Here is a 24842-nt window from a genome sequence, read left to right as displayed (position 1 = left end):
GTCCTTTTACTCATCAATATTGCTGCGCTGATATTCACCAGCGGCTTTTATAAATCCTGTAAATAACGGATGACCATCCCGCGGTGTAGACGTAAATTCGGGGTGGAACTGAGAAGCGACAAACCATGGATGATCAGGGTTTTCAATCACTTCAACCAACTTCTTATCCGCAGATAAACCAGACACTTTCAGCCCGGCTCTTTCAATTTCAGGGCGCAGTAAATTGTTTACTTCATAACGATGGCGGTGACGCTCATGAATGGTTTTACTGCCATACATCTGATTCACTTTTGTACCTTCTTCTAAATGACAAAGCTGAGAACCAAGACGCATCGTTCCACCTAAATCAGATTGCTCAGAACGTTCTTCAACATTACCTTCTGCATCAATCCATTCAGTTATTAACCCGACAACCGGAAACTGAGTTTCCTTACTGAATTCTGTCGAATGCGCGCCTTCCATACCAGCAACATTGCGGGCATAGTCAATCAACGCAACCTGCATTCCCAGACAGATTCCCAAATACGGAACTTTATTTTCACGGGCATATTTTGCGGCCAGGATTTTACCTTCAATCCCCCGGTCACCAAAACCACCAGGAACAAGGATGGCATCTAAACCATCAAGAAGTTCTGTTCCTTTTGTTTCTAAATCCTGAGAATCTACATACTTAATATGTACGCTCAGGCGGTTTTTCAAGCCAGCATGCTTCAATGCTTCATTCACGGATTTATAAGCATCAGGCAGAGCAATATATTTACCCACCATACCAACCGTTACTTCGCCGATCGAATTGGCTTCTTCGTAAATCACCTGCTCCCATTCAGACAGGTTAGCTTCAGGTGCTTCAATACCAAATCTGGCACAGACTAAATCATCCAGCCCCTGAGATCTGATTAACTGAGGAATTTTATAGATCGAATCAACGTCTTTCATTGAAATAACTGCTTTTTCCGGCACATTACAGAAAAGCGCTATCTTCTTACGTTCATTCGCAGGGATAATCCGGTCTGAACGGCATACCAGAATATCTGGCTGAATACCGATAGACAGTAATTCTTTCACAGAGTGTTGTGTAGGTTTGGTCTTAACTTCTCCGGCTGCAGCAAGATAGGGCACCAGAGTCAAATGCATGAAGAGTGCATTTTCACGACCAATTTCAACGGCATGCTGACGAATCGCTTCCATAAAAGGCAGTGATTCAATATCACCAACCGTACCACCAATTTCAACAATGGCTACATCATGGCCTTCAGCACCAGCCACGATGCGATCTTTAATCGCATTGGTAATATGAGGAATCACCTGAATCGTTGCACCAAGGTAATCTCCACGACGTTCTTTACGCAATACATCCGCGTAAACCCGACCCGCAGTAAAATTATTTCGCTTGGTCATTTTGGTACGGATAAAGCGCTCATAGTGACCCAAATCTAGATCCGTCTCTGCACCATCTTCCGTCACAAAAACTTCGCCGTGCTGTGTCGGACTCATTGTACCGGGATCCACATTAATATAAGGATCAAGCTTCATAATGGTCACTTTCAGACCACGCGCTTCTAAAATAGCTGCAAGCGATGCTGCTGCAATACCTTTACCTAGAGAGGATACAACCCCGCCAGTCACAAAAATATACTTTGTCGTCATGTTTAACCTGAAATTGGTTGAATGAGGGAAATGAGTTTTTTCTGGACGGGATATAAATATACCAGATCACCATTACCACCACAACGTGAAACCTATCACAGAACCATTTTTTATTTTTTGCTTCAAATCAAATCCTTTAGAGCAGTTTCTAATACTGTAGTTCATTTTTCACGAGCTACAAATCACACCAGCTCAACTTTACTTCCGGATTCACCTCAAAAAATGATGGCTCCCTCGTTGCAGCTATAAGATAAAACCAACTTCATTTCAATTCAAATAGTTAACATACTGATGATCACTTATTGATCTGACAAAATAATTACGATTAATTCTGCCGGCCCGTGGGCACCATAAGCCAACGTCCTTTGTATATCCGCCGTTTTTGACGGGCCGGATATCAACAGAAGATTTGCCGGCATTTCCTGTGACCAGCTTTGCCTGGTCATGGCCTGACTCAGGCTTACAAACAGATCAGACTGACGAAGAATTGCAACATGGCAGGGAGGAACCAGGGAAAGTGTTCTGGGTTCCGCTGAGTCCGGTTTTAAAACTAAAGCACCAGTATCAGCAATACCAGCAACAGTATGGGTAACGCCAACATCAATATTGTGAAACAGATCCTCTTTCCATGTTTCAAATGGCTGACGATATTCTGTGACATCGATTGCTGACAACCCTTGATGAATGCTCTCCAGATAAACACCTTCATAACCTGTTACAGCCCGCTGCCATCCTTTTTCCAGACATAAGCGCTGTAATGTATCGGGTAAATCAGCGAGCTGAATAGTTGACACCTGAGCATGATTGTCAGTCAATGCCTGACAAAAACAGTTAACCATTTGCTCTTCATCTATCTGATACATGTGACCCCATGACGACGAAGAAACAGGTTCAGCATGAATTGGGGGAGCACCAGCGGTACGAAGCCGTGCCAATATCTGATCTTTCACTGTATTCATAAATCCTCCGAAGCACGCTGTTTCAGGATTTGACGCAACGTTTTGGATGCAGGTTCCGGCGCAGTACGACAAGACGTCCACGGACCGAGGCTGGATGGCATGAGTTTGCGTAATGTTGTCGCAGTTTTCGTTCCGAGCTGATAAATAGCCGGGTGAGTTGCGACGTAAGCAAATGATTTCATTACCAGTTTTTCTGTCGGCTTGAAAGAGGATTTTTGCCCGTCCAGAGGCAATGCGCCCGAAGATGAATGCTTTGACTCTCTTCGCAACCGCATGAGAAGCTTAGGAATCGGTATACGGACCGGACAGACATCACTGCACGCCCCGCAAAGGCTGGAAGCAGTGATCAGATCTTTGGTTGGTTTTAACCCCAGCAAATGCGGAGAGATAATTTTTCCGATGGGGCCTGGATAAACAGTTCCGTATGCATGACCACCAATACGGGCATAAACCGGACAATGATTCATACATGCCCCGCACCGGATACACTGCAGGGTCTGACGCAATTCTGTATCTGCATAAGCCTGACTTCGCCCGTGATCTAACAACACAAGGTGAACTTCCCGCGGGCCATCTTTCTCTCCTTCCCTGCGGGGAGAAGAAATCATATTAATATATGTTGTCAGTGCCTGCCCGGTCCCTGAGCGGCAAACGGCGCTAAGCAGAGGAGGTAAATCACCAAGAAATTCAATCACTTTCTCGATTCCGGTTATTGCCACATGCACATCAGGAATGGTTGTGGACATCCGGCCATTCCCTTCATTTTCCACCAGACATAGCGTGCCGGTTTCAGCGACAGCAAAGTTGACTCCGGATAACCCAATATCAGCCTGCAGAAATTTTTTCCTCAGATATTGACGGGCAGCCTGAATTAATTCATCAACATCCGTTGTCGGTGTAAAGTCAGGTAAATGCTGCTCAAATGTATCACTCACCTGCTGCTTATTTTTGTGAATGGCTGGCATGATGATATGTGATGGCTTATCGCCATCCAGCTGAATGATAAATTCTCCCATATCACTTTCGAGACATTCAATACCCAGCTTGTCCATTTCATGGTTCAGTTCGACCTCTTCACTGACCATGGATTTACCTTTGATGATATGTTTTGCCTGATGTGACTGAGCAATCCCGGCAACAATTTCATTCGCCTGAGCCGGACTTTCGGCCCAGTGAACCTGAATGCCATTTTTTATACAGTTTGCTTCCAGTTGTTCCAGAAGATCCGGCAGCTTACTGAGACAACGCTGACGAATGCCTTCAGCCGTCGTACGGATCAGTGCTTCTTCTTCCGGATCAGAAAATGCGTTTTTCCGCTTATTCCGCAAGTCATCCATCGCCCCGCGAAAATTTTCTCTTAACTGTTGATCAGCAAGTGCCTTTTCAGCTTGCAAATAAAAGTATTGAGGTGATTGAGTCATTATCCGGCTCCTTGTGTTCGTTCAAGAAGAAATGTGGCCAGATGACGCCCCTGAAGGGGATGGTCCTGATACTTCAGCGAACCGTTAATATTGAGTAAACATCCCCAGTCTGCGCTGACCAGATACTCTGCACCGGTTGAAAGAAGGTGAGCAACTTTATCTTCAACCATGGCCTGTGATATCTGAGGATGCCGTACAGCAAATGTCCCACCGAAACCACAGCAATCACTCTCGTAGTTCTGAATTTTAAGCTCAACGTTTTCCAGTTGATTGATCAATTGAGTAGCTGTGATATGAACATTCATTTCCCGCCGGGCAGAACACGAGGTATGCATCACAACTGAAGTGGGCTCTCCATTGTCTGTGAATTGTGCATGGCAAACATTAACCAGAAATTCAGTTAACTCAAAAACCCTGTCACAAAACGCTTTCACCTGTGATTCACAGGGATGATCTTTAAACAGGCGCTGATAATGATCATGCATCATGCCGCCACATGAACCGGAGAGAACAATAACAGGATATGGTTCAGGAAAGAGTTTCATCTGGTGCTGAGCGATTTCTCTGGCTTCATCATCGTAGCCAGAAGTGTAAGCAGGTTGCCCGCAACAAGTCTGCTTTTCTATATAAATCACCTCAATTCCCTGCTGCTTAAGTAAAGCAATTGCACTTAAACCAGCATCCGGATCAAAGAGGTCAACCAGGCAAGTTGAATAGAAATACACCTTTTCAGGCTTAGCGGGGTAAATACGCATCATTACCTCCTCAGGAAAAAGAGAAGCCATTATTCAATTGCAGGAAAATAACCTGCTCAATAAAGGAGTTTGGGGGGATAACACATGAATAATGGCAATATTTAAACTGAAATTAATATCTTTTTTTTGATGATTACCTTTGTTTGTTTTGATATGCATCAAATATCATTAAATGCAGGTTAACTTTACTCTTTTCTTTTCTGTGGAAACAGAGAAATAATGAAAATAATTCATTCTCAAAATCCAATAATCGAATTATTTTAATCACCCGATGAAAGCCGACGATTTAATTTTATTTTCTTCTGTAGTCGAACTGGGAAGCTTCAGTAAAGTTGCAGCCAAATATAATCTGACCAACTCAGTGGTCAGCAAACATATCAAACATCTGGAAGAGGAGTTAGGCGTTCAGCTCTTGTACAGAACCACCAGAAAACTGACTCTGACTGAAGCTGGCAGGGTTTTGCTTCACGGCGCCCGGAATGTCCAGACAGCCGCCCAGGAGGTAACTCCTATCACTTAAGGTGCTTGGAGCGAACTGGATAGCGGGTCTTACTTATACGAACGGTCCTTGATTTGGGCCGTTTTTTTCGCTCAGGCAAGATGTAGCGTTTTACACGTTCACGCATCGCCCTCAGTTTTTTGGGGATCGAGCCTGGTGAAGCTATTGCACACCACATGAGCTCGTCCTGGATATCTCGAAGCGCCATCATAAAACTGATCCGCAAAGGTGATACCCCTGCCTCTTTAGCAATACGGCTTATCTCCAAACGAACAAGGTTGTAGGCGATAAGTATTCCCCATATTTCTTGTTCCACTCCCTCAACTGACTGGCTTCGCAGTAACACTTCATCCTCAAGCATATCGTGCTTTATTTCGCCGTAGCTGTTCTCAACTTCCCACCGCTCAAAATAGACATCAAGCAGAGATTGGAGACTATACTGGCTGTCGGTTAGAGAGGTAAGGAGCCCTTTGATATGGTTGGGTTGCTCTTGCTCCGGGTAAAGAACGAGCCTTGCTTGCCATTTTTCAGGTAGGCTCGGGTCTTGCCTTAATGCATGTTGAGAGACGCTCATCTCCACTATTAAATCTCGACCCTCCTCATCCAGCTGTTCGATAACTTCATACTGAGTATTAGATTTTATCGGGGTCATCCAATGGCTTGAACCGTGTTGTCGTGACCAGTTAATCATCAGCTCTGCACTTAGGTAGCATCGGTCAAAAATAGTAAGGGAGTTGGCAGGAACTGAGGGAATGAGCTGCTTTGCATAGTTCACTTCGCCTGTAGAACTTGGGCCAAAAGCAACATTATAGAGTAGACGGCTGCGTAGGGAGCAAAGTGCACATAATCTGACAATAGGGTATTCGGTATGGCGAGTTTTGCTGTGTTTAACGTAATGAAAATGTTCGGCCAGAGGACTGGTATCATGCGTTCTAAACTGGGTGCCATCGACCGAGAAAAGTCTCAGCCCATACCATGTATCTTTATTGTCTTCCGCACCTGTCCAATGCTCGGCTGTTAAAGAGAATAGGGCTTCGAGAGGTTTGGCTGTTAATCGCTTTCTTGCTTGGGGTATAGCGCTTGGAGCAATGGACTCTCCCAGAGAATTAGAAAGCTTCAGATCTAATTTATCAAGTACATCAGTAATAGGCCGGTCACGGTACAAACCAATTCCAACAACGAGCCAGACTACGAGCTCAGCAGGTAGCTTTCGCCGCCTCATGCTCGCTTTATTTGTTTCATCAAGTGCTTGATTTATCCACTCTAGTGGAAGCTCTTTTTGAAAGAGTGCAAGAGATTCCGGAGAAGCAAAGTCATCAACATCAATAAGCCAGTGAGCCAACATAAAAATACCCTCAAACATAAATGCTTGAGGGTATTTTCAACCAACCACAGGATCGTTCAACTGATCATTTACTTAACTGATCGGAGTTAGCCCAGGAGGCGGTTAATTCTATTGCCGGATATGGGGAACGCGTCACCGGGCATGTAAAAATCCGCCTTCTTAGAAGGCGGCTTTGGTTTACAGCCCCCTGAAAGGGAGCATTCTCGCGCTGTTAGTTCATCTTCAACTCTAACTGCGCCTCGTATTCTTGATCTTTCTTATCTTGGTGTCTGACGTAACGTCTGATGATTTCTTCATTTACGCCAACCGTATCGACAAAGTAACCTCTTGCCCAAAAATGATTTCCCCAGAGCTTCTTTCTTATATGCGGGAATTTGTTAAACAACCGGATTGCCGAACGTCCTTTCAACATCCCCATCAACGTTGAGATAGACACTTTTGGTGGAACTATCACAACCAGATGAACATGATCTTGCTGAACATTTAGTTCCAAGACCTCGCAATCTTTCATATTGCATAAAATATAGATTGAGCGATAAAGCTCCTTACCTACGTTACCTTTCAGGATCTTGAATCTGTATTTCGGCGTCCAAACTATATGGTATTTACAACGCCAATAGACATGTGATGAACTTCTATAGTCGCCCATGTTTTTTGTTTCCTCTTACTTGTGGTGAATAAGAGGTTTACTTCTAACATGGGCATTTCTTCGGGCAATAGCCCCAAGGTTCAATCACCACCGCCCAAGGCGGTGGTTTAGGGATGACAGTAAAAATCCGCCTTCTTAGAAGGCGGCTTTGGTTTACAGCCCCCTGAAAGGGAGCATTCTCGCGCTGTTAGTTCATCTTCAACTCTAACTGCGCCTCGTATTCTTGATCTTTCTTATCTTGGTGTCTGACGTAACGTCTGATGATTTCTTCATTTACGCCAACCGTATCGACAAAGTAACCTCTTGCCCAAAAATGATTTCCCCAGAGCTTCTTTCTTATATGCGGGAATTTGTTAAACAACCGGATTGCCGAACGTCCTTTCAACATCCCCATCAACGTTGAGATAGACACTTTTGGTGGAACTATCACAACCAGATGAACATGATCTTGCTGAACATTTAGTTCCAAGACCTCGCAATCTTTCATATTGCATAAAATATAGATTGAGCGATAAAGCTCCTTACCTACGTTACCTTTCAGGATCTTGAATCTGTATTTCGGCGTCCAAACTATATGGTATTTACAACGCCAATAGACATGTGATGAACTTCTATAGTCGCCCATGTTTTTTGTTTCCTCTTACTTGTGGTGAATAAGAGGTTTACTTCTAACATGGGCATTTCTTCGGGCAATAGCCCCAAGGTTCAATCACCACCGCCCAAGGCGGTGGTTTAGGGATGACAGTAAAAATCCGCCTTCTTAGAAGGCGGCTTTGGTTTACAGCCCCCTGAAAGGGAGCATTCTCGCGCTGTTAGTTCATCTTCAACTCTAACTGCGCCTCGTATTCTTGATCTTTCTTATCTTGGTGTCTGACGTAACGTCTGATGATTTCTTCATTTACGCCAACCGTATCGACAAAGTAACCTCTTGCCCAAAAATGATTTCCCCAGAGCTTCTTTCTTATATGCGGGAATTTGTTAAACAACCGGATTGCCGAACGTCCTTTCAACATCCCCATCAACGTTGAGATAGACACTTTTGGTGGAACTATCACAACCAGATGAACATGATCTTGCTGAACATTTAGTTCCAAGACCTCGCAATCTTTCATATTGCATAAAATATAGATTGAGCGATAAAGCTCCTTACCTACGTTACCTTTCAGGATCTTGAATCTGTATTTCGGCGTCCAAACTATATGGTATTTACAACGCCAATAGACATGTGATGAACTTCTATAGTCGCCCATGTTTTTTGTTTCCTCTTACTTGTGGTGAATAAGAGGTTTACTTCTAACATGGGCATTTCTTCGGGCAATAGCCCCAAGGTTCAATCACCACCGCCCAAGGCGGTGGTTTAGGGATGACAATGAAAACCCCGCTTTTGCGGGGTTTTGTTTTTCTCTCCGGGCATCTCCTCACATCACAGTCATGCGGTTCATTTCCGGTGTGAGCTGCGCATTGATGGACAGTTTTTATTCATGTCAAAGGAACCATTTCACCCGCAGCTTCCACCCAAATAATGCTTTCACCGCGACTATCAAATTCTGAACGGTGCAGGATGCAAACCTTCGGATCCGTTGCAGGTTCCGGCCAGCTCAATCAAAGAGAGAAAACAGCAATGATTAATCTTAATTTACGTATTTCTTCGACTGCAGACGGTTTAAACGAACTTGCCGCACCTCAGCAGTCAGACAAAACACCAGCGCTTCAGGATGCCGGTGCAAACAACCAGCAACAAGGCAGCGATAAAGTCTCCTCCATGCTTTCAGAGCTGATTATGGCTTTGCTGGAAACCTTACTCAAACAAGGCCAGAACGGAGAGACTCAGGAAGGCAGCCCGCAAAACAGCCTGGGTAATACCGGAAAAGCTGACAATGTCATGCAGAATCTGGGCTCGGATCTGATGAAAAATGCCATTCAGCAAAGCGGCAACGGTGAGGGACAGGTCTCTGCACCCACGCAACCGCTGACCAAAGAAATCGGCAAAATGATGGATAACAATCCGGGTACTTTTGGTCATCCGCAATCACCTCAGAGCGGCAGTGCTCCGGCATTGAGTGAACAGAGTCCGCTTTCATCAGCAGCGTCTGCTGACACGGGTGAGGCAGGTTCAGCCAGCCCGACAGGCAGTGTCAGCCACACCATGTTCCCGGAGGCGGCTTCAGATGCGACCGTGATTAACGAACCCATCGTGGTGAAAGCCGGGGAAACATTCGATGGCAAAGGCAAAACATTCACGGCCAGCAGTAAACTCGGCGATGGTGGTCAGTCTGAAGATCAAAAACCCCTGTTTATTCTTGAAGACGGTGCTTCCCTGAAAAATGTCGTACTGGGAGATAACGAAGCCGATGGCATTCATGTCCGGGGAGATGCAAAACTTGATAATGTGCACTGGACCAATGTCGGGGAAGATGCCCTGACGATGAAAAAAAGCGGCACCATCGAAATATCCAACAGCAGTGCCAAAGGTGCTGACGATAAAATCTTCCAGCTGAATGCCCCCGGTAAACTCATTTTAGATAATGTGCAGGCCGATGATTTTGGCAAACTGGTACGCACCAACGGCGGACAGCAGGGTGACTGGGATATTCAGCTGAACAATGTCACCGCCACGAATGGTAAACATGCGCTGGTCCAGAGTGACAGTAACAGTGTCAGCGTCACCGCACATAACGTCAAAACTGAAAATGTGAAAGGCATGTACAAGCTGCCGGACTCAGGCGCATTACATATTTCGTAACCCGCTCATCAGATAAGCGTTCTGCAACGAACGTTTGTTAAGCAAGGCGAAAAGCATGCCGGCAGATAAAGTCAGTCTTTGTCGGGCCGGCATCATCATTTTATCACCAGTCCAATCAAGCCCGTTGCTCTTTGGTGTCGTTTTAACGACAGCAGTCAACAGGCGCTGGCATTGACATCTCTGCGACAGAGGAAATTACCCATGAGAATTCAAAGTACCAGCCTTCATCATATTGATCAGATACAGGCAACATCCAGTCAAAGACATCATTCTCTTCATCTGGTACAAAAAAATAAAGTGGCTCAGCATGGTGAAGTCATTTCCCTTGCCCGTCAGGGCAGTCAGTCCACTGCACCGACACAACTGACTCAACGGACCACAACGCCGGATAACCAGCCCGTCGCGCGAACGAAAAACCAGACATTATCCGGACTAAAGCGCTTCTTTGGTTTTGGTACAGGTAAAGAGAAAGCCACCTCTTCAGAGATCCAGCCGGAACAAAGAGCCACACAAGCCCTGTCTCACCGGCAATCGCTGGGCGATTTATTTGCCGCGGAAGACAGCAGACGACAAGAACCGCTGTCATCCGCTTCTGCCACTGACGCAAGTATGACTTCAGATGCTGAAGATCCGGAAGTCACACAACACTTTGAAGCTTTCAAACAACGTCAGGCAGTGGCTGAAGCAGCCAGACATCTGCCGGCAATTGAAGAGAGTGCTCATGAAGGCGTGGACACTGACATTATTGGTACCCATACAGAACTGAATCAGCACTTTCAGGTATATCAGCAACGCAAAGAGCAAATAAAGCAACAAAATCATCTGCCTGCGATTGAAGAAGGTGACCATGAAGGCATTGATCCGGAGCAGGGAAAAGTGCTGGAAACGCCCCGCTTCAACCTCAAAAATGGCCGGCTGATGCCGGATAAAGAGATGTCACCCGCTGTCGCAACGATTCTGACAGCTGCATTCAATGAACCCTCCCGCCACTACATTGCCCATGAAAGTCATCAGGACGGACAAGAGCAACTGATGCTGGACAAACAGGGACGGGTTTTTGAAATCGCCAGTCATTCTGAAACCGGTCTGATTGCGCTGCACAGTTCAACCCCCATGATCAATCCGCAAAAGGTGCCCGAATCTCTGCACACGCACCTGACACAATCGGGTCAGCCGGTGGGAGAAAAAAGTTACCTGTCGGTTGCAACCGGCGTCCACACAGACGATCAGGGCCGGCACTTCCGGATGCATCACAGTCAACTGCATCAGTTAAATGATCAGGGCGTCTGGGAAAAACATGACAGCGATATCAGCCAGCTGTCAACGCAGGGAGACCACCAGCTCTATGGCCTGAAAAACAAACAACAGCTGGTCAGTATCAGTTCCGGTCAGGAGGGTGAAGACACCGGTCAGGAGATCACCAGTTTCAGTATGAGCCAATCCGGCAGAATTGCCTGCCTGCTTAAGCAGGAAGACGACCAGCCCGGAAAATTAACCATCATGACCTCACTGACGGCCAAAGCGGATGAAACGACAGAACTGACCACTCATCTGCATGCTTCATCCTCATCAGAGACTGCCCTCCACCTGGCAAAAGTCGGCATGACTGATGACCAGTTATTTGCCATCGATCAGAAAAACAACCTGCTGGCGGCACCGCTACCGGCATCAGGAAAAGAAGCTCACTTTAAGCCGGTCGACACGACCCGGCTGAAACATCTGCTGGGTCAGGATATTCAGTTTGAAGGATTTACTCACCACGGTGAAGGCGGTATTTCCCTGCTGGCCAAAGACAAACACGATCACACCCATGCCTGTCCGCTGAATCCGAACAAACAAACCTTCCGGCCCGGCTGGAATTTAACCGATGTGCTGCATCTGGATAATCAGCAGGGACTGATGCCCGCCGGCGAGGACAAAATCCATGTGCAAAACTTCGGCCAGAGAGGCGAGCTGGCTGCCCATGACGGTAAGCTGTTTGCGAAAGACAAGATGACCCGTCAATGGGTGAAAGTCGATGATAAAATTGAAGGATTACACCGGGGCAGAGATGGTCTGCCCTATGCCATCAAAGATGGTGAATTAAAGAAAATCACCTTTCAGCAAAAAACCGAAACCATCGGCTTTGGCCACAGCGATATGTTTACCCTGAGTCAGTCCCGCGGTAAGCCGAAACTCGATGAAGGTCCGAAAGGCACACCCGAAGGAAAAATCAAAGCCGCCGCAGTCCTCAATAATCACCGCCATATCACATTGGATGAAAATGGCCAGCTGACTTATACCCGGCTCAAACCCGGCACAGAAAAACCGGCTCATCCGCCACTGAATATCAGCCAGCATGGCGTGTCCGGAGAAATCAAACAACTGAGTGTTGACGAAAGTCAGACACTGCACGCACTCACGGAGGATGGAAAATTATTTACGCTGCAAGCCCGCGACTGGCAAAGACCCCATCGTCAGGAAACGGATATTCAGTGGCAGGAACATACCTTACCTGAATTGCCGGAAGGCCAGCAAATCACGCATCTGGATCTGAATGCCAGTCGTCAGATCACCCTGACGACCGATCAGGGTGAAACGCTATCCAAAGTGCAGGATCAGTGGAAAACGAACACATCAACAGAAGCTCAGGTACAGGATAACAGCCAGAGCAGCATCCGGGATCAGCTCTTTGATCATTTATCAGCCGGAACCAAAAACTTTAAACTGAACAAGCATGGCGGACAATATCAGGTCACGGCAGAAGCCGGTGGCTTTTCCGGGCTGGAAAGCCATCAGGTCAGCACCAGCTTTAAATCCCGGCTGAAAGCTCACGTGTTTAAACCAACGCTGGAAGTCCCCCGTCCGCTCACAACCGCTGCCAATTCAGTTCAGCATACCTGGAAAGGCCGGGCAGGCTTAACCGGTCTGTATCAACAAGAACAACGTATGTTTAAAATGCTCGATAAACATACGGAACAACTGGCATCCGGGCTGCTGCCGCCCAGACCGGATAAAGATATCAAAACCAGAATTGATCAGTTAGAGACCGGAGAAGCAGGCGCTTCTCTGAAAGAGCAGCTGGAAGCATTTCGCAACGAGCTGGAACAAAGTGCACACAGCCGTTTACTGTCACTTGGTCAGCATCAGGGCATTCTCAATGATAGCGGAGCAGTCAAAACGGATTATCAGCCACCGCGCTTTAAAGCAGCCACACAGGCCCTGAATCCAAACCGTTCCGGGCATGATCTGAGTGCCGAACTGTTAAATACATGGAAACACGCCCCCTCATCCGAACAAAGTCATCCGGAGAAACTGCTGCAGCAGTTTACCGATAATAAACTGAACATGAGTCACCAGAAAACGGAGATCCCGCTGGGTCGTCAGCGGGATCCGAATGATCAGATGGCGCTGGTCAAATCCCGCCTGGTGCTCGACACCATGGCCATGCAAAAACTGGATCACTTACTCAACGCAGCCGAACTGATGGGTGATCTCTCAGATGGCGAAAGCATTGATTTGCTGCAACAGCAATTATCAGAAATCCGCGACGACTTCTACGGAAAAAACCAGATCAAACATTTCACCGATCAGGGCATGCAAAGTCATCAGGATGCGGAAGCCAATTATGATGCCACCAAATATTTCATCCGGGTTTTCAATGACTCAGAACATGGCGTTAACCAAATCACCAAAGCTGCGCTGGAAGCCACAGATCAAACCGAACTGAATCAAAAGATGAAGTCACTGCTTCACTCGTTAAAATCCTCTGACTCGGTCGCAATTAACCGGAATTACGGCGCAGAAACGGCCGGCGCTTTTATACCTGCCCCCTTACTGGATCATATTGTCGGTATGTTTCCAACCGGCGGTGCCGGTATTGCAAGAAACTATGACATCAGTTTTAGCGGGCAGGATAATGACAGTATTCAGGTGACGATCAGCAGTAACTTTGGTTATTCAGGAAAACTGGGATTCGGTGCCGCCAAAGATGTCCTGCCGGAAATCAGCGGCAAGTCTGCCAGTGAACTGAGTAAAAAATTCAACGATGGTCAGCAAACCTTCAGACCCGGTGCTGTTCTGGTTGCCAGCCTGACTGCCAGCGGGAGTAAAGTGACGCATAATGAGGTCAGTTTCACTGTACAGGGCAAAGACATCGATCAGTTCATTGATGGCCTGACTAACGGGAAAATTACGCCGGATCAGCTGGTGAATAAAGGCATAGAGCATACCTCAACTCATGGTAACAAATGGAATTTCAGCCTGGATCTGGCACTCACAGCGCAGGCCCGTGCCGGGGCTGATATGGCCAAATCAGGTCAGTTATCCAATTCTGACCGGCTGGGTGCCGGTATCAGCGCTTCAGTGAATCTGGCAGGGGTAAACAAGGAAAAGATGCACAAGCACGGCCTTGAAAACTCAGCCACCAGTCAGGCTGATAAAAGTGGTCTGTTCAATTCCGCCAGTGCATCGGCCTCTGTTGGCCTGACTTCAGTCAATATTCATAAGGATGAAAATGGCTTATTGCCGGTATCAGCCAATGTTCAGGCCGCAGTGTCGGTTTCCATCGATAACTCAGTCAGTGTGAAAGGTGAAGTCAAAACAGCGCCGGCTGCACCGGTTTCTCATACGGCAATAAAAACCATGTTTGATAGTCTCGAAAAAGCATTTCCGGACGTGCAAAATAAAACGGCACTCAAAGCAGCAAAGGCACAGGAAACCCCGGCAAAACAGCTTGAAGCACTCAATCAGCACTTTTTTGGCAACCATCAAATCACACCGGTGAACGACAAACAGTATGATGCCCTGAATAAAATACGCAGTCATACCACACAGCAGAAGGCAGCCGATCAACAGGCTGACATGATGTCCGAGCCCAAAGCGGTGATCAGCCACAGCAATCCGGCCCACCTCGATAAAGCCGGAATGATTGATTTTCTCAGTGCTTCACTCGGATCCGGTAATAAAATGGCGGTCGCCAGACAGGTTCACCATTTAATGGAACAGGACCCGGGATTTACGGAACTTCTGAACCGGGCCCGATCAGGAAAAAATGCCAAAACATCTGTGACACTGGAGTTGAAAGATGACGTCAAACTCCGGCTGGAAGAAGCGTTTGTTCAGGGAAAAATATCACTGAAAGATATTCAGAAAGCGCTGGAAAATCCGGAAAACAGACGAATTAAATCAATTGGTGTGACAGAAAGCAGGCAGCATAAAGAAGGCTTTAGTTCACCGGTCGCTCTGGCAGGCGGAACCAGCAGCAACAGCATATCAATGGGCCGGGATGCAGGTACGATCACGTTCAAATACGGTGCCAGCCAGAATATGCCTAAAGGGTATGAGTTATCCGGCGAAGTCGTTCATTCTGAACCTGAGCTGGCACAGGCGATTCGTACGCTGAAGATGGAAGGGCTGGATGTTCGTGCATAAATCCGGACACAGAAACGGTGCGCCGCACAAGCGGGGCACCTTTAAAATCCCAGGGCGACATCAGGGTCCGGATGAAGCCCGGTACTCTCTGAAACATCAATCCGCCATCCTGACCGGATCATTCAATTCAAGGCGTGGTAAACACCGCGCCTAAATGAATTCTCTGCAATAATTCGATTGCTAATGTCTGATAAATATCCGGAGAATGTGTATCAGAAGGAATATACTGAATTTCCGAAATGTAGTAATTTTTTCCGGCCTCTTCATTAATCAGTAATAATCCGCTTCTGACCTGCTCCAGAACATCCTGCGCTTCGATTCTCAACTCTTCATTTGGCAGCACGGGTAATGCCGTTACTTTCGTGTCCTGTTTCAGATCAGACAACCGGATGGCCAGAAAATTATGTGAGCGTCCCGCGATGCGGGTCGCTTTGTAAAGCCCACTGTTAAAACTGAATTGCATCATCTTTTTTATGATCTGACATCTTGGTGAACCGATAATCAGAAAACCCTCTAATTTTTAGTCAACACAACATAAAATCCGATAACAAATGAATTTATATGCCTAAAATAAGTTTTATATGATTAAATATTCAGCACTAAGGTTATCAAGCATTCTTTCTGATATTCCGGAGCATTATCACAAGTCATATACAAATATCTGTCAGCTATCACAAAAGATAAAGCAAAGTTTATACAAAACCAGACCGGTCAACCGGTGCATAAATAACCAGGGTACTTTGTTTTTTCACGACGGTTTTTCACGACGTTTCTTCGCGGCGTTTCTTCTCGACAATTGTCCACGATGATTTTTCATGGTGATTTGTCATGGTGGTTGTGCAGCGAAAATATAGCTTCAGGAGATGTGAAGTTGTCGCCTGTCGTGTCAGGCCCAACATGAAATCAATCCTCAGCAAAAATGGTATAAAAAATTGCCGGACGGGTGCAAGCACTATGGATCACGCTTTCGGCACCGGGCATTAATCATATCTTCGACCAGTTTCTGCTCTTTCCTTGCTTTTTCATAATTTTTCCGGGTACGCCAGCGCTCCAGCGCCTGTTCCAGCCCTTTCACCCGGGCATGTTTGTGTTCCAGTACTTTCTGCACTGAATGGCACTCAGCCTCCATCAGCGCTTCTTCCTGCTCATGGTGACTCAACATTTTCTGCAACATCTGATCAACCCGGTTGAGGTTCATCAGCAACGCACTGTTCAACGCAGGTACACTTCTGGCTGACTGGCCGGAGTGGGATTTCAGATCTGCCAGCTGCTCAAGCTGCTCCTGCATGTTTTGCTGACGCTGACGCATGGTGTCGAGCTGCTGACCAAGGCGATCACGCATCTTTTCTTCGACTTGCTGTAACCGGCCAACTGCCCTGAGTTTTGAGTCATCCATCAGACAGCTCCGGTTCCGTTATCCTGAAACAGATGCGCTAATTCAGTCAGGCTGTCATTGTAGCTGATGGTTTCATCCGCAGACTGCTGCAGGTAAGCTTTCAGTCCCGGATACATGGCAACCGCCTGATCCAGCTCCGGATCCTGGCCCGGCTGATACCCCCCAAGAGGTAACAACTCTTTTACCTGCAGATAATTAGCATAAAAATGGCGGAACTGACTGGCAACCATCGCATGGGAAGGATGCGTACAAGCTGTCATACAACGGCTAATCGACGCATTGATATCAATCGCCGGATAATGGCCCTGTTCTGCTAACTGACGCGACAGGACAACATGACCATCAAGAATCGCACGGGCAGAATCTACCACGGGATCCAGCTGATCGTCCCCTTCAGCCAGTACGGTATAAATCGCGGTTAAACTTCCGTCCGGGTTCTCACTGTTTCCGGCCCGTTCCAATAGTTGAGGCAGGATGCCAAACACCGAAGGCGGATAGCCACGGGTGGCAGGCGGCTCGCCCAGAGCCAGTGCAATTTCCCGCTGGGCCATCGCATAGCGGGTCAGGGAGTCCATCAGGAGTAAGACATCATTTCCCTGATCACGGAAATATTCCGCAACCCGGTGACACAATAAAGTTGCCCGGAGACGCATTAACGGCGATTCATCTGCCGGAGCGGCAATAATAATCGCTTTCTGTCGCGCTTGTGGCGTCAGATTTCGTTCAATAAACTCGCGGACTTCGCGTCCCCGCTCACCAATTAATCCGACCACAATCACATCGGCCTGAGTATTTTTTGTCAGCATACCAAGCAGCACACTTTTCCCGACACCACTCCCGGCCATCAGACCAATCCGCTGCCCTTTACCAATCGTCAGCAAACCGTTAATCGTCCGGACACCGACATCCAGCGGCGTATCGACCGGACGGCGTTTCAGCGGGTTAATCTGCCGGGCTTCCAGAGAAACGCGCTCCCCGCCTTTCAAAGCCGGACCATCATCCAGTACTTCACCCAGGCCATTCACAACCCGTCCCAGCCACTGGTGGCCGATGTGTACTGTACTGTCGCCATCAAGCGGCACAACTTTAGCTCCGGCGAACAAGCCACCCAGCCGCCGGATCGGCATCAGATAAGCGACATTATGATCAAAACCAACCACCTGTGCTTCGATCATGCTGCCTTCTGCGGTTTCAACCAGACAACGTTGTTCAAGCCTGAACCGGCATCCGACCGCCTGCATCATTAAGCCATTCACTTTCACCAGCCGGCCTGTCACCCGGGCAACCGGGATCGAATCCAGTGATGCAATCGCTTCATTCAGACGTTCAGACAGTAAGAGCTGAGCCCGTGAATTACTCATTCAACAGCCTCTTCCTCTGCCTGAACATTCTGTGCCATTTCTGTATCCGGGGTACCTTCAGTTTCGGCAGATACATCAGGTAAGACGGTAATTTCTTCCAGCATATGCTGTTTCACATTATCCATACAGGCCTGAAGGCGGGAGTCACAGCTTGCGTCTGCTTCTGCATCCTCAGTCACCAGCTGGCAGCCACCAGCCGGTAGTTCCGGATTGGCAACCAGTTTCCACACCTGAGGCAAGTCCGCATTAATCTGCTTAATCCGCTCCAGATCCTGTGGATTCAGATGCACTGTCACTGATTCTGATTTTCCGGGCATCGCCTCAAGGGTTTCATCCACCAAAGACAGAATCTGTTGCGGCATCAGCGTCAGTTCGGCACGAATCACCTGCTGGGCAACTTTCTGTACCAGTTCACAAATCATATGACGCTGCTGCTGTTCGCGTTCTTCAAGCCAGCGGGAAAGTGTCTGATAAATATCATGAACGGGTTTCGCGGCTTCAACAAACGTCTGCTTACCGGATTGCTCCCCGGAAACAAACCCGCGCTGAAAGCCTTCTTTCTGCCCTTCCAGCAGCCCTTGCTGTTTTCCCTGTTCGATCCCCTGAATTAAACCCTCATCGTATCCCTGCTGAACACCCTGCTGGAAACCGGCTTCGAGCTTTTCCTGTAATACGGCCTGCTCATCCAGCCACTGATCATCGGATTCAGGCAATTCGCCCGGCAGCTTTAACGGCTGAGCCATGGGCGGAAAACGGTAAGCCCGGTAGTTTCCCTGCATCAGGTGCATGAGTTTATCTGACTTCATCACTTACTCCACGGTTGGTTCCTGATAAAGCAATAATTCAACTTCACCAGAATCACTCAGTTCACGGACAATCTGCATGATTTCCTGACGAGACTGTTCAACCCGGCTGAGTGGTAACGCACCACGAACCTGCATCTCATCTTCAAGGGCTTTCACCATCCGCTGCGGCATTGAGCGCTTAATCGCCTGTTGCAGGGAAATATCGGCACCTTTCAATGCAACAGTCCACAATTCCAGTGGCACTTCCTGAACCAGACGATCCATTGTTTCTTCGGTCTGACGGCCAAGCACAAGGAACTCAAACATGTTCTCTTCGATTTCTTCAACCACATTTTCATCATGCAGTTTGAGCATTTCCATCAGTGCAGCACGATCGCCCTGGAAGCGGTTAATGATATCCGCAACCTGCTTCACGCCGGAAAGCGGTGCACTCTGGGTGACAGAAACCTGCTCGATACAACGCTCAATCAGGTCATTGAGGTCATTCGCCACCTGATGGTCGATATCCTGCAGCCGGGCAATCCGGTACAAGAGTTCATCATGGTAATCCTGAGGCAAATGTTTCAGCACCTCGGAAGAGCTGTCTGCCGGCAGATAAGCCAGGAAAATCGCCTGCATCTGCGGGTGTTCATCCGCAATAAAGCGGGCAAGAATTTCCGCATCCACCCACTGTAAACGCTGCATATTGTTACGAATTTCATCGCCGTAAAGGTTATTCAGCAACCCTTTGGCCAAATCATTCCCCAGAGCTTTGCGTAAGGTATTGGACAGATACTCTTTCGAAGCACCCCGAATCCCGCTGTGCTGACGGAAGTCATCAAAGAAACTCTGAATGACCCGGTGCGCGTTATCACTTTTGATCCCGCTTAATTTTGCCATCGCACGGGTGACTCTCTGTGTTTCATCCCGGCTGAAGTGACGCAGCACTTTCGCTGCGGCATCTTCACCCATGCCGAGTAAAACCAGTGCGGTTTGTTCAACAGGATTAAGCTTGTTCTGCTTCTTCGCCTGCGTCGACTCTGCTGTGTTCATTAACATTCACCCATTGTTTCAGTACTTCGGCAACCCGTTGCGGTTCTTCATTTGCAATCAGTTGTAAGTGTTTCAATTGAATTTCCAGCGGCGATCCTGGCGGCGGCAACATATCACTACCGACATCCAGTCCGTTGGACGCTGATATCCCTTTCTCTGCCAGACGACGGTTCAACGCTTCTTCACGTTCACGCTCTTCACGTGTTTGCAGGTTATCGTAAACCGTATCATCCTGTTCAGCGGCGGCTTCTGCTTCCTGATCACGACGATCTGCCCCGGTCAGATGCATCACCAACGGACGCAATACAAAGAAGATCATCGCCAGCCCTAACATACCGCCAATTACATAGCGCAATGGCTGCTGCACGGTTGGATCCTGCCACCACGGAATCTGCGGCGGCGCTTCAATCTCAACCGGGGTGAAGTTAAAGCTCATCAGGCTCAGACTGTCTCCGCGGGCTGTCGTCATGCCGACCGCTTCTTTAATCATGTCGCTGATCTGAGATTTCTCTTCATCTGTCCAGGCCGTTCCGTTTGGCGCAACCGCAGAGTTCAGCAGGACAGAAATGCTCAGTTTGTTGATATGACCCTGCTGATATTGCGTCCGGCGTACTTTACTGCCTACAGCATATTGACGGTTCACTTCAGAACGGGCATTGGTGTTCTGGCTGTCTTTGGTTGGTTTTTCTCCGGTGACCGGCGGCTCGTTACTTAATGAGCCCGGAACACCGAGAGCAATTTGATCCACCGAGTTGTTATTGATCGTATGTTCACTGCGCACCACAGGATCATCGCTCATCACTTCACTGGTCTCTTCAACCCGGCTGAAATCCATATCTGCAGCAACCTGAACCCGGAAGTTACTTGGCCCGACAATCGGCGTCAGCATATCGGCTGCCCGGCGGATAACCTGTTTCTCGACATTTTTCTGATATTCAAGAAACTTCGCATTCACTTTGCCTGATTCCGCAGAACCGATATCAGCACTCAGCAAACGGCCATACTGGTCAATCACCGACACAAATTCCGGCTTCATGCCGGTCACACTACCCGCAACCAGATTTACAATCGCTTCAACCTGCTCCGGTTTCAGATCATCACCCGGATTCAGCTCCAGCATCACAGACGCAGTAGGGTTCTCACCATTCTGGCGGACAAATAAGGTTTCACGGGGAATGGCTAAATGCACCCGGGCATTGTTCACCGCGTTCAAAGAGATGATCGTGCGGACTAACTCACCTTCCAGACCATGACGGTAACGGGCCGTTTCCATAAACTGGCTGGTACCGAGAGAACTGTCATCTTTCAGCGTATCCAGTCCGGTCGGCAGTTTGGCCTTCACGCCTTTCGCTGCCAGCAGCATCCGGGTATGAGCAACCTGACCTTCCGGCACAAGCACCTGACCATTTTGCTCCTGCAGCCGGTAACTGATGCCTTCAGACTCCAGCACAGAAATAATATCACCGATATCAAACCGTTCCTGCTGGCTGTATAAAGGACGGAAGCTCTGGGCAGAACTCCACAAGGCAACCACAATAATTGCAGCAACAATCGTTGCCAGCACGGCAGACAGTACCAGATTACGCTGACTGCTCGACCATAAGTCCTTCATCTTACGCGTCAGGTTATCCATGTTGTCTGAATTCACGGGTTGGGCCGGAGAGGCGGTCCCCGCTGCAGCACCAGCCACATGAGTTGAAAGTTCAGCCATAATTTACACCGATATTTTCATGATATCTTCAAAGGAAGAAACAACCTTATTACGCACCTGTAATAAAGCATCGAAAGACAAACTTGCTTTCTGGCTGGCAATCATTGCACCGACCAGATCATCACTTTTTCCGGTTTCGACAGCTGTCATTTTTTCACTGGCGATAGCCTGATGTGAATCAACAACATTCAAAACCCGGGTCATGGCTTCAGAGAAAGACAAAGGCTGATTTAATGGCTGAGTTGCCAGTAAATTGCTCTCCGGTAATTTGCTGTCCAGCGGATTTGCACTCACCATAAAATCAGGCTGAGCTTTTGCCCGCATCATGTCCATTTTGGACAGCATCAGCTGCTCTGCTGAAGTTATATTATTCATTGATTGATTTGCCATTTTTGTATCTCCGTTCAGGCAGCTGAGCCCAGTGCCGACTGTAAATCGATTCCCTGTTCCCGCATCGCCGCAAGTTTATAACGCAGCGCCCGGGTTGAAACACCAAGGGCATTCGCTGTTTTGGTCCGGTTACCACCGAACTGACGTAATTTATCTAAAATATATTGATATTCTGCCTGCTTCTTCGCCTCAACATGACCAAATACCGGGCCGGATTCCACAGCAGCCGTTGCTGGCTGAAATTCTGCCGACAACATTAAATCCTGGGCGGTAATACAATCACCGTGACGCATCACCAGCGCACGCTGGACGACATTCTCCAGTTCTCTGATATTTCCCGGCCAGTGATACTGGCTTAAAGCCTGCCGGGCATCCTGAGATAAATAGCATTGACTGCCATCCTGATACTTACGGATAAAGAACTGACTGATCGGCAGAATATCTTCCCGGCGTTCACGCAAAGGCGGCCAGTACAGCGGTAATACATCCAGCCGGTAATATAAATCTTCACGGAAATGACCTTTCTGCACTTCTTCGCGCAGGTCTTTATTGGTGGCAGCGATGACCCGGATGTCCAGACGAACCGGTTTGTGGCTGCCAATCCGTTCGACTTCATGTTCCTGAAGTACCCGCAGTAGTTTTGCCTGCACCGCCGGAGACATTTCTCCGATCTCATCGAGCAAAATTGTACCGCCGTTGGCTTCTTCAAACTTACCGCTCTGCGATGCTACTGCACCGGTAAATGCCCCTTTGACATGACCAAACAGCACCGCTTCCAGCATCGATTCAGGAATCGCCGCACAGTTCACCGCAATAAACGGACCATCAGCACGGGTCGATTGCTCATGCACATAACGGGCAAGCACTTCCTTGCCGGTACCGGATTCACCGGAAATCAGGACACTGGCATTGGTACAGGCAGCCCTGTGAGCCAGCTGAAGGACCTGTTTACTCCGCCATGATTCCGCCACAATATTGGCCATCGGCTTACCCAGCGCTTCGACCCGGCGTAATAAACTCAGCAATTGATTTGACTCGAAAGGACGCAGTAAATAATCAGTCGCACCCGCCTTCATAGTTTCCGCCGCCAGCAGGCTCTGATCCTGCTCAACAATTGCAATAGCAACACCGCAGTCTGCCTGTTTCTGATGGCACGCCACCCATTCACGAACACACATATCAGGCAAATCAGAACTAACAACGGTAATCGCTGCTTTTTCTTCAAGCAATGCACCGCGCCCCGTGCGTGCATGACGCACGCTGTATCCTGCGCTTTCTAACACCTCAATGACTGGTTGAGAAAAATGTTCATTGGGCTCAACCAACAAAATATCTGTATTCGTCATTATTGAACCTTCTTCTGAGTGGTTTTCCGGGAGACAACCTGTTCATTATCACGAACAAGACGAATGGTTACACGGCGGTTTTTCGCCCGACCTTCAGCGGTATGATTACCTGACACCGGATACCGTGAACCATGTGCTCTGACCTGGATTAATGCAGACTTCACCCCGTACTTCTTCAGTACCGCGGCAACTTCTTCAGCTCTGGAGCGGGATAAATTCAGATTCGTGATGGAAGAACCAACATTATCGGTATGACCATCAATCAGGATGTGCTGAATACGGGAATCGACATCGATATAAGTCACCATGTCTTTCAGCTGCCGCAGCTGACCGGCAGATAAATGACGCTGACCGTTGATATAGTGCAACACTACCGTTCTTGCCTGTCGGTAAGACATCGCAGGCAGGCGGCTCCGGCAAGACTGAAAGTTTTTCAGCGCCTGATGAATCCGGACTAACGGAATAGTGACAGTTTCGGAGGCGGAAGTTTCTTTTCCGCTTAACATCACCTGAATCCACTGTCCCTGCTCAATATCCTGCAATAACGACTTAATATTGCGGCGGAATGAAAACCGTCCGGAAGCGCCTTTCTGAGCCGTTGTTACCGGCACAGTTAAAGCAGGCTCAACCCACGGTGGGCTGACCTTTGATAAGGTTGCAGAGGTCCAGTGCTGAGATTGTTTATTTAAATGAAATTCAAATGATAACTGGTCATTAGGTAAAGAGCGGAAATAAAACTTCCCATAGGAAGTACCCAGGTGATTTAATGTACATTTCACCTGAGTTCCAGAATATCCCCATGATGATAAATCCATAGGAATTTTAATATTCTGAAGCGCAAAACATGAACTAGAAAAAAATACAATCGCAATGGCAAAATATATTCTTACAAAAAAGTAACAAAAGTACTTCTTACCACAGCCTGACATTATTTCATTATATAAATATGCCACAGCGTATTTTTTTCTGGCATATAACCTCATACTACACACCTTAAAAAACAGCACACCAGGCATTATTAATTTTATTTATTAATAACTTATACCTATAGCATTAGCTCTAAACCGGCTAATTACAACACTATGTCCAGGCAACCTGAAGATGCATGATTCAGCGTGTAGCCGAAAGGTACAGTTCAAGGAAAGAGAATGCAGGAATGTCCCCACTTTTCAAATTCTCCTGACACAGAAATGAGCCTTTCAGCTCAAGCCCTGCGGGTGATTTTGTCTGGCTTTGATACGGCGTGACTGATTTTCAACGTAGAATGACTATGTTTACAAATCAGTGCCTTGTCTCTGAGCCTGACAAATCTCACTGAAACCTGCATCTTCAGGTTGTTTGAGTATAAAATTCAGCCATAAATAAAATGT

At 47.7% G+C, this 24842-nt stretch carries 19 protein-coding genes and 1 pseudogene; 3 read left to right on the top strand and 17 right to left on the bottom strand.

From position 1 onward, the window contains the following. Positions 1-6: 6 nt before the first annotated feature. The 4 genes from OC443_RS03225 to OC443_RS03210 all read right to left on the bottom strand — a co-directional run bounded on the left by OC443_RS03225 (position 7) and on the right by OC443_RS03210 (position 4782). On the bottom strand, positions 7-1647 hold the full coding sequence (locus OC443_RS03225) for a CTP synthase (protein ID WP_073586521.1): 1641 nt from the start codon (positions 1645-1647) through the stop codon (positions 7-9). 299 nt (positions 1648-1946) lie between these two features. Beyond that, a complete protein-coding gene (locus OC443_RS03220; protein ID WP_073586522.1) occupies positions 1947-2606 on the bottom strand; it encodes a LutC/YkgG family protein in 660 nt (219 codons plus the stop codon). Further along, positions 2603-4027 carry a LutB/LldF family L-lactate oxidation iron-sulfur protein gene (locus OC443_RS03215; protein ID WP_073586523.1) on the bottom strand — a complete coding sequence of 475 codons (1425 nt, stop codon included), beginning with the start codon at positions 4025-4027 and terminating at the stop codon, positions 2603-2605. The genes OC443_RS03220 and OC443_RS03215 overlap by 4 nt, the downstream gene beginning before the upstream one ends. Beyond that, the gene (locus OC443_RS03210; RefSeq protein WP_073586524.1) at positions 4027-4782 is read right to left on the bottom strand and encodes a (Fe-S)-binding protein; all 756 of its coding nucleotides are present in this window, start codon (positions 4780-4782) and stop codon (positions 4027-4029) included. Before OC443_RS03210 ends, OC443_RS03215 begins: the two co-directional genes overlap by 1 nt. Positions 4783-5053: 271 nt before the next feature. On the opposite strand from OC443_RS03210, the pseudogene OC443_RS03205 reads away from it, so the two are divergent. Then, positions 5054-5284 (top strand): annotated as a pseudogene (locus OC443_RS03205) (LysR family transcriptional regulator); the annotation flags it as partial. Positions 5285-5294: 10 nt separating this feature from the next. On the opposite strand, the gene OC443_RS03200 reads toward OC443_RS03205, so the two are convergent. From OC443_RS03200 to tnpA (OC443_RS03185), 4 genes are all read right to left on the bottom strand, one after another. Beyond that, positions 5295-6626, bottom strand: a complete 1332-nt coding sequence (locus tag OC443_RS03200) for an IS4 family transposase (protein ID WP_073586003.1) — start codon at positions 6624-6626, stop codon at positions 5295-5297. A 211-nt stretch (positions 6627-6837) separates the two neighbouring features. Beyond that, positions 6838-7275 carry an IS200/IS605 family transposase gene (gene tnpA, locus OC443_RS03195; protein WP_073580231.1) on the bottom strand — a complete coding sequence of 146 codons (438 nt, stop codon included), beginning with the start codon at positions 7273-7275 and terminating at the stop codon, positions 6838-6840. A gap of 187 nt (positions 7276-7462) precedes the next feature. Further along, positions 7463-7900, bottom strand: coding sequence for an IS200/IS605 family transposase (tnpA, locus tag OC443_RS03190; protein ID WP_073580231.1), 438 nt, complete (start codon positions 7898-7900; stop codon positions 7463-7465). Between the two features lie 187 nt (positions 7901-8087). Further along, positions 8088-8525: an IS200/IS605 family transposase gene (tnpA, locus tag OC443_RS03185; protein WP_073580231.1), complete on the bottom strand. Its 438-nt coding sequence runs from the start codon at positions 8523-8525 to the stop codon at positions 8088-8090. Between the two features lie 311 nt (positions 8526-8836). Here tnpA (OC443_RS03185) and OC443_RS03180 point away from each other — a divergent pair, with 311 nt between their 5' ends. Then, on the top strand, positions 8837-10018 hold the full coding sequence (locus tag OC443_RS03180; RefSeq protein ID WP_073580966.1) for a pectate lyase: 1182 nt from the start codon (positions 8837-8839) through the stop codon (positions 10016-10018). Between the two features lie 201 nt (positions 10019-10219). After that, entirely contained in the window at positions 10220-15430 is a 5211-nt protein-coding gene (locus OC443_RS03175; RefSeq protein ID WP_073580965.1) for an AvrE-family type 3 secretion system effector, read from the top strand. A gap of 127 nt (positions 15431-15557) precedes the next feature. Here OC443_RS03175 and OC443_RS03170 read toward each other — a convergent pair whose 3' ends face one another. The 9 genes from OC443_RS03170 to OC443_RS03130 form a co-directional block, all read right to left on the bottom strand. Beyond that, positions 15558-15896, bottom strand: coding sequence for a hypothetical protein (locus OC443_RS03170; RefSeq protein ID WP_143169255.1), 339 nt, complete (start codon positions 15894-15896; stop codon positions 15558-15560). Between the two features lie 486 nt (positions 15897-16382). Further along, positions 16383-16826: a flagellar export protein FliJ gene (gene fliJ, locus OC443_RS03165; RefSeq protein WP_073580963.1), complete on the bottom strand. Its 444-nt coding sequence runs from the start codon at positions 16824-16826 to the stop codon at positions 16383-16385. Beyond that, positions 16826-18187 (bottom strand): flagellar protein export ATPase FliI, encoded by a 1362-nt coding sequence (fliI, locus tag OC443_RS03160; protein WP_073580962.1) that lies wholly within the window; start codon positions 18185-18187, stop codon positions 16826-16828. Before fliI ends, fliJ begins: the two co-directional genes overlap by 1 nt. Beyond that, positions 18184-18993 (bottom strand): flagellar assembly protein FliH, encoded by an 810-nt coding sequence (gene fliH / locus OC443_RS03155; protein ID WP_073580961.1) that lies wholly within the window; start codon positions 18991-18993, stop codon positions 18184-18186. Before fliH ends, fliI begins: the two co-directional genes overlap by 4 nt. A gap of 3 nt (positions 18994-18996) precedes the next feature. Beyond that, positions 18997-20025, bottom strand: a complete 1029-nt coding sequence (locus tag OC443_RS03150) for a flagellar motor switch protein FliG (protein WP_073580960.1) — start codon at positions 20023-20025, stop codon at positions 18997-18999. Beyond that, positions 19979-21736 carry a flagellar basal-body MS-ring/collar protein FliF gene (gene fliF, locus OC443_RS03145; RefSeq protein WP_073580959.1) on the bottom strand — a complete coding sequence of 586 codons (1758 nt, stop codon included), beginning with the start codon at positions 21734-21736 and terminating at the stop codon, positions 19979-19981. Before fliF ends, OC443_RS03150 begins: the two co-directional genes overlap by 47 nt. Before the next feature lie 3 nt (positions 21737-21739). Continuing rightward, positions 21740-22126 (bottom strand): flagellar hook-basal body complex protein FliE, encoded by a 387-nt coding sequence (locus OC443_RS03140; RefSeq protein ID WP_073580958.1) that lies wholly within the window; start codon positions 22124-22126, stop codon positions 21740-21742. A gap of 14 nt (positions 22127-22140) precedes the next feature. Continuing rightward, on the bottom strand, positions 22141-23472 hold the full coding sequence (locus OC443_RS03135) for a sigma-54-dependent transcriptional regulator (protein ID WP_073580957.1): 1332 nt from the start codon (positions 23470-23472) through the stop codon (positions 22141-22143). Beyond that, complete coding sequence (locus tag OC443_RS03130) at positions 23472-24287, bottom strand: OmpA family protein (RefSeq protein ID WP_262021636.1); 816 nt, start codon at positions 24285-24287, stop codon at positions 23472-23474. The genes OC443_RS03135 and OC443_RS03130 overlap by 1 nt, the downstream gene beginning before the upstream one ends. Positions 24288-24842 lie beyond the last annotated feature (555 nt).

Source organism: Vibrio quintilis, from assembly GCF_024529975.1.
GTDB classification, from domain to species: Bacteria; Pseudomonadota; Gammaproteobacteria; order Enterobacterales; family Vibrionaceae; genus Vibrio; species Vibrio quintilis.
This window is presented reverse-complemented; position numbering and strand designations above follow the sequence as displayed.

What these genes read in the sequence shown, in the direction of transcription:
- OC443_RS03225 (WP_073586521.1), bottom strand. Translation starts at nt 1,647, where the DNA reads ATGACGACAAAGTATATTTTTGTGACTGGCGGGGTTGTATCCTCTCTA.
- OC443_RS03220 (WP_073586522.1), bottom strand. Translation starts at nt 2,606, where the DNA reads ATGAATACAGTGAAAGATCAGATATTGGCACGGCTTCGTACCGCTGGT.
- OC443_RS03215 (WP_073586523.1), bottom strand. Translation starts at nt 4,027, where the DNA reads ATGACTCAATCACCTCAATACTTTTATTTGCAAGCTGAAAAGGCACTT.
- OC443_RS03210 (WP_073586524.1), bottom strand. Translation starts at nt 4,782, where the DNA reads ATGCGTATTTACCCCGCTAAGCCTGAAAAGGTGTATTTCTATTCAACT.
- OC443_RS03200 (WP_073586003.1), bottom strand. Translation starts at nt 6,626, where the DNA reads ATGTTGGCTCACTGGCTTATTGATGTTGATGACTTTGCTTCTCCGGAA.
- tnpA (WP_073580231.1), bottom strand. Translation starts at nt 7,275, where the DNA reads ATGGGCGACTATAGAAGTTCATCACATGTCTATTGGCGTTGTAAATAC.
- tnpA (WP_073580231.1), bottom strand. Translation starts at nt 7,900, where the DNA reads ATGGGCGACTATAGAAGTTCATCACATGTCTATTGGCGTTGTAAATAC.
- tnpA (WP_073580231.1), bottom strand. Translation starts at nt 8,525, where the DNA reads ATGGGCGACTATAGAAGTTCATCACATGTCTATTGGCGTTGTAAATAC.
- OC443_RS03180 (WP_073580966.1), top strand. Translation starts at nt 8,837, where the DNA reads ATGCAAACCTTCGGATCCGTTGCAGGTTCCGGCCAGCTCAATCAAAGA.
- OC443_RS03175 (WP_073580965.1), top strand. Translation starts at nt 10,220, where the DNA reads ATGAGAATTCAAAGTACCAGCCTTCATCATATTGATCAGATACAGGCA.
- OC443_RS03170 (WP_143169255.1), bottom strand. Translation starts at nt 15,896, where the DNA reads ATGATGCAATTCAGTTTTAACAGTGGGCTTTACAAAGCGACCCGCATC.
- fliJ (WP_073580963.1), bottom strand. Translation starts at nt 16,826, where the DNA reads ATGGATGACTCAAAACTCAGGGCAGTTGGCCGGTTACAGCAAGTCGAA.
- fliI (WP_073580962.1), bottom strand. Translation starts at nt 18,187, where the DNA reads ATGAGTAATTCACGGGCTCAGCTCTTACTGTCTGAACGTCTGAATGAA.
- fliH (WP_073580961.1), bottom strand. Translation starts at nt 18,993, where the DNA reads ATGAAGTCAGATAAACTCATGCACCTGATGCAGGGAAACTACCGGGCT.
- OC443_RS03150 (WP_073580960.1), bottom strand. Translation starts at nt 20,025, where the DNA reads ATGAACACAGCAGAGTCGACGCAGGCGAAGAAGCAGAACAAGCTTAAT.
- fliF (WP_073580959.1), bottom strand. Translation starts at nt 21,736, where the DNA reads ATGGCTGAACTTTCAACTCATGTGGCTGGTGCTGCAGCGGGGACCGCC.
- OC443_RS03140 (WP_073580958.1), bottom strand. Translation starts at nt 22,126, where the DNA reads ATGGCAAATCAATCAATGAATAATATAACTTCAGCAGAGCAGCTGATG.
- OC443_RS03135 (WP_073580957.1), bottom strand. Translation starts at nt 23,472, where the DNA reads ATGACGAATACAGATATTTTGTTGGTTGAGCCCAATGAACATTTTTCT.
- OC443_RS03130 (WP_262021636.1), bottom strand. Translation starts at nt 24,287, where the DNA reads ATGGATTTATCATCATGGGGATATTCTGGAACTCAGGTGAAATGTACA.